Raw genomic sequence first — 8,253 nt, 5'->3', positions numbered from 1 at the left:
CCGCCGACGGCCTCCTCGTCTCCGCCGCCGTACGCGACGTCAGCGAACGCAAGGCCGCCGAGGAGCGCATCAACGAACTCGCCGCGCTCGTCGAGTCCTCGCAGGACGCCATTCTCGCCAAGACCCTCGACGGGCACATCACCTACTGGAACGCGGCGGCCCAGCGGTTGTACGGGTTCACGGCGGACGAGGTGCTGGGGCAGCACGTGTCCGTCCTGGCACCGCCCGAACGCCGTCACGAGATAACGGCGTTGCTGAAGCGACTGCGCCGGGGCGAGAAGGTCGAGCACTTCGAGACGCTGCGGGTCACCCGTTCCGGGGCACTGCTGGACGTGGACGTCACCCTGTGGCCGACCCGGGGCCGGGGCGGCAAGGTCGTCGGAGCCTGCGCGATAGTCCGGGACATCAGCGACCGCAAGCGCGCCGAGGCCGAACTGACGGAACTCTACGAGCAGCAGCGGCACATCGCCCTCACGCTGCAGCGCAGTCTCATGGGCACACCACCCGCCATTCCCGGCCTCGCCACCGCCAGCCGGTACCGCCCGGCGACGCAGGGCGCGGGCGTGGGCGGGGACTGGTTCGACCTGATCCCGCTGGGCGCCGGCCGGGTGGGGGTGCTGATCGGCGACGTGATGGGCCGCGGCCTGGAGGCCGCCGCGGTCATGGGGCAACTGCGTTCGGCCGCACACGCGCTGGCGAAGACGGGAGTGCAGCCGCGGCGGCTGATGCAGACGCTGGAGAGCGTCGTCGCCGATCTCGACGTCCCCGACCAGCTGGTCACCTGCTGCTACCTGGTGATCGCCGCCGACACGGGAGAGGTGACGATGTGTTCCGCCGGCCACCTGCCGGTCCTCGTCACCGCCCCCGGCCAGAACGCCCAGGTGCTTCCGGCGCCCGTGAACGCCCCCCTCGGCGTCGGCGGTGTGATCTACGAGCAGCGCTGCACCACGGTCGCGCCCGGCGCCACCCTCGTGCTGTACACCGACGGTCTCGTCGAGAGCCCGGGCACCGACATCGAGGACCAGCTCACCCAGCTGATCACCGCGCTCGACAAGCTCCCCGACACGCCACCGGACCTGGAGGCCGCCGCCGACCACGTCCTGTCCACGCTGCTCCCGGACGCGGACGGGCACGACGACGTCACGCTGTTGCTGACCCAGCTGCCCGCGGCTCCCCTGGCCACGGTCGCCACGGACCTGCCCGCCACCGCCGAGTCCGTCCGGGCCGGCCGCGCCTTCCTGGGCGAGGCGCTGAAGGCCTGGGACTGCGCACGGGCCGCGGACGACGCTCTCCTGCTGCTCTCCGAGGTCCTCACCAACGCCGTGCAGCACGCGCAGGGGCCGATCGGCGTGCACGTGTGCCGCACGGACACCGCGCTGACGGTGGAGATCAGCGACCGCAGCCTGCACCTGCCCCAGCCCCGCCAGGCGACGGAGGACGACGAGTCCGGCCGCGGTCTGCTCCTGGTCCGCGCACTCGCCGACGACTGGGGCGTCCGCTCCCGGGACGAGGGGAAGACGACCTGGTTCAGCCTCGGGCTGTGAGAGCGGATCCGATCCGGTGATCATCTTCCGGCCATTGCTGATAAGTTGTCAGCCGCCGCCTGACCTGCGGCGCAACACTACTTCGGGGGGAATCCCATCATGAAGCGTGCTCTCGCGTGCCTCGGCGCCCTGACCGCCCTCACCGCCGGCCTCGTCATCACCGGCCCTTCGGCCCAGGCCGCCACTTCGGGGTGCAGCACCACGACCAAGTACTACGACACGCACGGTTACTACACCGACGTCCCGACCGTCGGACTGCGCGGAACGAACTTCTGCACGCTGCGCCGCGGCGCCTCCAACGACGCCGTCTACGCGCTGCAGGTGACCCTGAACTACTGCTACCGCAAGGACACCGGCGGCTTCGACGGCGTCTTCGGCGCGAAGACGGAGACGGCGCTGAAGCAGGTCCAGAGCTCCCTGCACCTCACCGCCGACGGCGTCTACGGCCCCAACACCCGCGACGCCCTGGAGTGGCAGTGGCGCGCGATGAGCGGCTCCCAGGTGTGCGACAAGCTGACGGCGCGCGGCCCGGTGCGCGACGCCTGACCGCCGCCCGGCACACCCCACGACGGCCCGTCACCCCAGGTGGCGGGCCGTCTCCCCGTTCCGCCGCCCGCGCCCGGCGCGGCCCCGCCGGGCGCGTCCCGGGCCTGCCCGAGTGGCCGCCGTTCGAGTGATTGCACGGCGTGTCGGCGTCCGCCTGACCTCAGGCTATTCCGACTTATCGGCTGTTTCCCGCAAGTCCGGTAAACGGCCCGTAAGTGGCAACCCCGTGCCTGCCTGGCCAGACTGATCGTGGCATCGGTGATCAGAGCAACCGGGGAGTTCGCATGGTGGAGCAGTCATCCCAGGTCCACATAACCGGACGGGACGAACCTGCCGTCACCATGAGCGCGAGCGGCGCGGCCGGGAGCGGGACCGAGCGAGAGCTCGCGGCTGTCCTGGCCGAGGTGGTGGGTGTCGACGAGGTCCCGGCCGACAGCCACTTCTTCTCCGATCTCGGTGCCAATTCCCTGGTCATGGCCCAGTTCTGCGCCCGGGTGCGCAAGCGGCCCGACCTGCCGTCCCCCTCGATGCGGGACATCTACCGGCACCCCACCATCCGCGGCCTCGCGGCGGCTCTCGCCCAGGCCGCCCCCGCCTCCGCCGAGGCGGCCGGCTCCACGGCGGCTCCCACGCCCGTGCCGTCACCGGAACCCGCGGCCGGCACGAGCCGGCTGCACCACTTCCTGTGCGGGACGTTCCAGCTCCTGGTGTTCCTGAGCTACTCCCTGGTCTCCGGGTTCGTCACCGCCCGCGGCTACGAGTGGGTCGCCGCCGGCAGCGGGCCCGCCGGCATCTATCTGCGGTCGCTGCTCTTCGGCGGCACCGGGTTCATCGCCCTGTGCGTGTTCCCCGTCCTCGCGAAATGGCTGCTCGTCGGCCGGTGGAAGCCGGGCGAGTTCCCCCTGTGGGGCCTGGCGTACGCGCGCTTCTGGCTCGTCAAGGTGCTGCTGCACGCCAACCCGATGGTGTTCCTCGTCGGGACGCCGCTGTACGTGCTGTACCTGCGCGCCCTCGGCGCACGGATCGGCAGGGGGGTCACCATCCTGTCCCGCACCGTCCCGGTCTGCACCGACCTGCTGACGATCGGGTCGGGCACGGTGATCCGCAAGGACGCCTTCCTGCTCGGTTACCGGGCCCGCGCGGGGCGTATCCAGACCGGCCGGATCACGCTCGGCCGTGATGTGTTCGTCGGCGAGAAGACCGTGCTGGACATCGACACCTCGATGGGCGACGGAGCACAGCTCGGGCACTCCTCGGCCCTGCACCGCGCGCAGGCGGTCCCGGCCGGCGAGCGCTGGCACGGGTCCCCCGCGGAGCCCACGCGGGTCGACCACGTGCGGGTGGAGCCGGCCAGGTGCGGCACGGCGCGCCGGGTCTGGTTCGGTACCGTCACCCTGCTGCAGCTGCTCTTCCTGTACGTACCGCTGGCCGTCGGCGGAATGTACATGCTGTTCACCGGGGTACCGGCGATCGGCAAGCGGCTCGACCCGCAGACCGCCGCGCTGTCGCGGCCGGAGCTGATCTCCGACGCGCTGCTGCTGTCCCTGGTGCTGTTCCTCGGCTTCCTCGTCGGGGGCCTCGTGGTCGTCTGCGCCGTTCCGCGGCTGCTGGGCCTGGTGGTCAGGCCCGGCCGGGTCTACCCGCTCTACGGAGTGCACTACACGCTGCACCGGGTCACGGCACGGCTGACGAACATCAAGTTCTTCGCGTGGCTCTTCGGTGACAGCTCCTATGTCGTGCACTACCTGCGCGGACTCGGATACGACCTGTCACACGTCGAGCAGACCGGGTCGAACTTCGGCACCGAGATGCAGCACGAGACCCCTCTGCTGGTCACCGTGGGCAGCGGCACGATGGTGGCCGACGGGCTCTCCGTGGCCAACGCGGACTTCTCCAGCACGTCCTTCCGCCTGTCGCGGGTGTCCATCGGACCGCGCAACTTCCTGGGCAACAACATCGCCTATCCCGTGGGCGGCAGGACGGGCGAGAACTGCCTGCTCGCCACGAAGGTGCTGATTCCCCTCGACGGCGAGGTCCGCGAAGGGGTGGGACTGCTCGGTTCGCCGTGCTTCGAGATCCCGCGCTCGGTGGACCGCGACGCACGGTTCGACCATCTCCGGACGGGCGACACGTTGCGCCGCCGGCTCGCCGCGAAGAACCGCTACAACCTCCGGTCGATGGCCCTGATGCTGTTCGTGCGCTGGGTGCAGGTCTTCGTACTCACCCTGCTGGCCCTCGCCTCCGTGGACCTGTACGGCGTGGTCGGGCACGTGGTGATCGCCCTGTACCTGGCGGTGACGCTCGCGTTCTCCACCGCGTACTACGTCCTGGTGGAGCGCTGCATCACGTCGTTCCGCAGGCTGCGTCCCCGGTTGTGCTCCATCTACGACCCGGAGTTCTGGGCGCACGAGAGGCTGTGGAAGGTTCCGGACCACTACCTCAACGTCTTCAACGGAACGCCGTTCAAGGCCCTCGTCTGGCGCATGCTGGGCGTGCGCATCGGCAGGAGGGTGTTCGACGACGGCTGCTACCTGACCGAACGCACCCTCACCGTCATCGGCGACGAGTGCACCCTCAACGCCGGCAGCAAGATCCAGTGCCACTCGCAGGAGGACGGCACGTTCAAGTCCGACAGCACCGCGCTCGGCGCCGGCTGCACCCTGGGCGTCGGCGCGCACGTGCACTACGGCGTGACCCTCGGCGACGGCTCGGTGCTGGCGGCCGACTCCTTCCTGATGAAAGGCGAGGAAGTTCCCCCGGGCGCGCACTGGGGTGGCAATCCGGCCGTGGAGATGCCGGAGGCCGCCGGCCTGCCCGGCGGCCCGGACCGGGCCCTCACGGCAGTCGACGCCGCTACGGCGCACAAGAGCTGAGGAAGGCCGTTCGATGGAGACGCGCGTGGATACGGACCGGGAGTTCTGGAGCCGTGTGCTGAGGGCCGGTGGCGTCACCCCCGTGCCGCGGTGGACGCGGGAGCCCGCCGCGGGAACGGCCGAGCAGGAGGCGCCGGTCCCGGACGACGTGACGGACGCCGTACGGGAACTGGTGCGGCGCTCGGGCGTGCCGATCAGCGCGCTGCTGCTGGCGGCGCACGCCAAGGTGCTGGCGGCGCTGTCCGGCGAGCAGGAGGTGGTGACGGGGTACACCGCCGGGGTGCGCGGCGAGCCGCTGCCGTGCCGGGTGGCCGTCCCCCCGGACTCCTGGCACGCCCTGCTGTCGGCCGCCGAACGGGCCGAGGCGGCGGTGCTGGCGCACCGCGAGTTCCCCGTGGCACGGCTGCGGGAGGAACTGGGGCTGACCGAGCCGCCGTACGAGGTGGTGTTCGGCCCCCTGGGAGCCGGGGAGGCGCCCGCCGACGCCGGTGTCCTGCACGTGCGCTGGTCGGACCGGGGCGGACGGCTGGTGCTGCGCCTGCGCTACCGCACGGACGTGCTGGACGCGGGGAGCGCGGCCCGGATCGGCGGCTACCACCTGACGGCGCTGCGGCTCATGACGGCCGGCCCGGACGCCGGCCACGCCCGGCAGAGCCTGCTGTCGGCCGACGAGGTGCGGGAGCAGCTCGAAGGGCTGGCCGGCCCCGACCGCCCGCTGCCCGACGTGCGGGCGCACGAGCTGTTCGAGCGGCGCGTACGGGCCCACCCGCGGGCGGTGGCGGCGGTCCACGGCGAGCGGGAGTGGACGTACGCGGAGCTCAACGCGCGCGCCAACCGGCTGGCGCGGGCGCTTCTGGAGCGCGGGCTGGGCCGGGAGGACGTCGTCGCCGTCGTCACCGAACGCAACCTCGACTGGCTGGCCGCGACGCTCGCCGTGTTCAAGGCGGGCGGCGTCTACCTGCCGATCGAGCCGCACTTCCCGGCGAGCCGCATCGCGGCCACGCTGTCGCGCGCGGGGTGCCGGCTGGTCCTGGCCGAGTCCGGCAGCACCAAGTCCCTCGACGAGGCGCTGGCCGCCGTGCCGGGGGCCGAGAAGCTGCTGGTCGGGACGGCGTACGCGGAACGGCACCCGGACAGCGATCCGGGTGTGCGGGTCGACGCGAACCAGCTGGCCTACATCTACTTCACCTCCGGCTCCACCGGTGAGCCCAAGGGGGCGATGTGCGAGCACGCGGGCATGCTCAACCATCTCCACGCGAAGATCGACGACCTGGGGATCGGCGAGGGGACCGTGGTGGCGCAGACGGCGCCGCAGTGCTTCGACATCTCGCTGTGGCAGCTGGTGTCGGCGCTGCTGGTCGGCGGGCGGACCGTGCTGGTCGGCCAGGACGTCGTCGTGGACGTGGAGCGCTTCGTCGACACGCTGGTACGCGACCGGGTGGGTGTGGCGCAGGTCGTGCCCTCGTACCTGGAGGTCGTGGTCTCCTACCTGGAGCGGCACCCCCGCGCGCTGCCGGACCTGCGCTGTGTGTCGGTGACCGGTGAGGCGCTGAAACGGGAGCTGGTGCAGCGCTGGTTCGCGGTGCAGCCGGGCATCAGGCTGCTCAACGCCTACGGTCTGACGGAGACTTCGGACGACACCAACCACGAGATCCTGGACGGCGTGCCCGACCGTGTGCTGCTCGGGCACGCGGTGAACAACGTGCGCGTCTACGTCGTCGACGAGCAGCTGTCGCTGGTCCCCCTGGGCGCCCCGGGGCTGATCGCGTTCTCCGGCGTCTGCGTGGGCCGGGGGTACGTCAACGATCCCGAGCGGACCCGTGAGGCCTACCGCGCGGACCCCTACCGGCCCGGTGAACGGCTGTACCTGGGCGGTGACTGGGGCCGCTGGCACCCCGGCGGCAAGCTGGAGTTCCTGGGCCGCCGGGACAGCCAGGTGAAGATCCGGGGCTTCCGGATCGAGATCGGTGAGGTCGAGAACGCCCTGCTGCGGGTGGACGGCGTGCGCGACGGCGCGGTCGTCGTCACCGAGCGGGGCGACGGGAGCAGGCATCTGATCGCCTTCCACACCGGCAGGCGCGAGCAGCCGGAGGTGCTGCGCGAGGCGCTGGCGGCGGTGCTGCCCGCCTACATGGTCCCCTCGGCCTTCCACTGGCAGGACAGCCTGCCGCTGACCGCCAACGGCAAGACCGACCGCAAGGCGCTGACCCGGCTGGCCGGCCGGACGGCGCCGGCCGCCGCCGACACGCGCGACGGCGCGGGCGAACTCAGCCCGGCCGAACGGAGACTGGCGGCCGCCTGGGCCGGACTCCTGGGCGTGCCCGAGCACGGGATCCGCCGGACGGACCACTTCTTCGACTCCGGGGGCACCTCCCTGACGGCCGTCAAACTCACCCTCGCCCTCGACCGCGCGGTGTCGCTGAAGGACATCACCCGGCATCCGGTCCTCGCCGATCTCGCCGCCCTCCTGGAGGACGGCGCACGGCGGCGCACGGAGCTGCTGCAGCCCCTGTCGGAAGGGCGCGGTGCGCCGGAGCAGGCACTGGTGTGCTTCCCCTACGCGGGCGGCAACGCCGTCAACTACCGGCCGCTGGCGGACGCGCTGGCGGGCAGCGGCCCGGCGGTCCTCGCGGTGGACCTGCCCGGGCACGACCTGACGGCGGAGCGCGAGCCGTTCGCGTCGATCACGGAGCTGGCCGAGCGGGTCGCCGGCGAGATCACGGAGCGCGGCCTGACCGGGGTCATGCTGTGGGGCCACTCCTCGGGCGCCGCGCCGGCCCTGGAGACGGCCAGACGGCTCCAGGAGCGCGGCGTGCGGGTGACGAGGGTGTTCGTCGGTGCGCAACTGCTCGGCACCGCCGCCGAACGGGGCGCCGCCGCCGACGAGCTGGCGGGCCTGGGCGACGCGGAGATCGCGGCGCGGCTGACCGCGGACAGCGGCTACCCGGAACTCGCGGAGCTGAACGCGCGGCACGCCGAGCGCATCGGTGCCGCCTACCGGCACGACTGCGCGGGCGCGCACCGCTACTTCCGCGCCCTGCTCCAGGCGCCGCCGCCGGTGAAGCTTTCCGCGCCGGTGTCGGTGGTCGTCGCCGCCGACGACCCGCACACGGCCGGCCACACCCGGCGGCACCGCGACTGGCTGCTCGTGGCCGACCACGTCGACCTGCACGAACTGGCCGATGGGGGCCACTACTTCCTGCGCACCCGTCCGGCCGAGGCGGCGCGGGCCGTCCTGAGCGCCGGCGGCGTACCGCTGGCCTCCCGCTGAACCCCCGTGGATCCATCGA

Annotated in this window: 4 protein-coding genes; all 4 read left to right on the top strand. The window is 72.3% G+C overall.

The genetic code is table 11. The features are described from left to right. Positions 1-1,544, top strand: a 1,544-nt coding sequence (locus IE177_RS33405; protein WP_190019232.1) for an ATP-binding SpoIIE family protein phosphatase, incomplete at its 5' end; no start/stop codon positions are given. Between the two features lie 99 nt (positions 1,545-1,643). Beyond that, positions 1,644-2,090 carry a peptidoglycan-binding domain-containing protein gene (locus tag IE177_RS33400; RefSeq protein ID WP_190019231.1) on the top strand — a complete coding sequence of 149 codons (447 nt, stop codon included), beginning with the start codon at positions 1,644-1,646 and terminating at the stop codon, positions 2,088-2,090. Between the two features lie 284 nt (positions 2,091-2,374). Beyond that, a complete protein-coding gene (locus IE177_RS33395) occupies positions 2,375-4,963 on the top strand; it encodes a Pls/PosA family non-ribosomal peptide synthetase (RefSeq protein ID WP_190019230.1) in 2,589 nt (862 codons plus the stop codon). 13 nt (positions 4,964-4,976) lie between these two features. Next, positions 4,977-8,234 (top strand): non-ribosomal peptide synthetase, encoded by a 3,258-nt coding sequence (locus IE177_RS33390; RefSeq protein WP_190019229.1) that lies wholly within the window; start codon positions 4,977-4,979, stop codon positions 8,232-8,234. The last annotated feature ends 19 nt before the right edge of the window (positions 8,235-8,253 follow it).

The sequence above is a fragment of the Streptomyces lucensis JCM 4490 genome (genome assembly GCF_014650035.1).
GTDB lineage: Bacteria > Actinomycetota > Actinomycetes > Streptomycetales > Streptomycetaceae > Streptomyces > Streptomyces lucensis.
The sequence above is the reverse complement of the archived record's forward strand: the minus strand, read 5'-3'. Positions and strand labels throughout refer to the sequence as shown.

What these genes read in the sequence shown, in the direction of transcription:
- IE177_RS33400 (WP_190019231.1), top strand. Translation starts at nt 1,644, where the DNA reads ATGAAGCGTGCTCTCGCGTGCCTCGGCGCCCTGACCGCCCTCACCGCC.
- IE177_RS33395 (WP_190019230.1), top strand. Translation starts at nt 2,375, where the DNA reads ATGGTGGAGCAGTCATCCCAGGTCCACATAACCGGACGGGACGAACCT.
- IE177_RS33390 (WP_190019229.1), top strand. Translation starts at nt 4,977, where the DNA reads ATGGAGACGCGCGTGGATACGGACCGGGAGTTCTGGAGCCGTGTGCTG.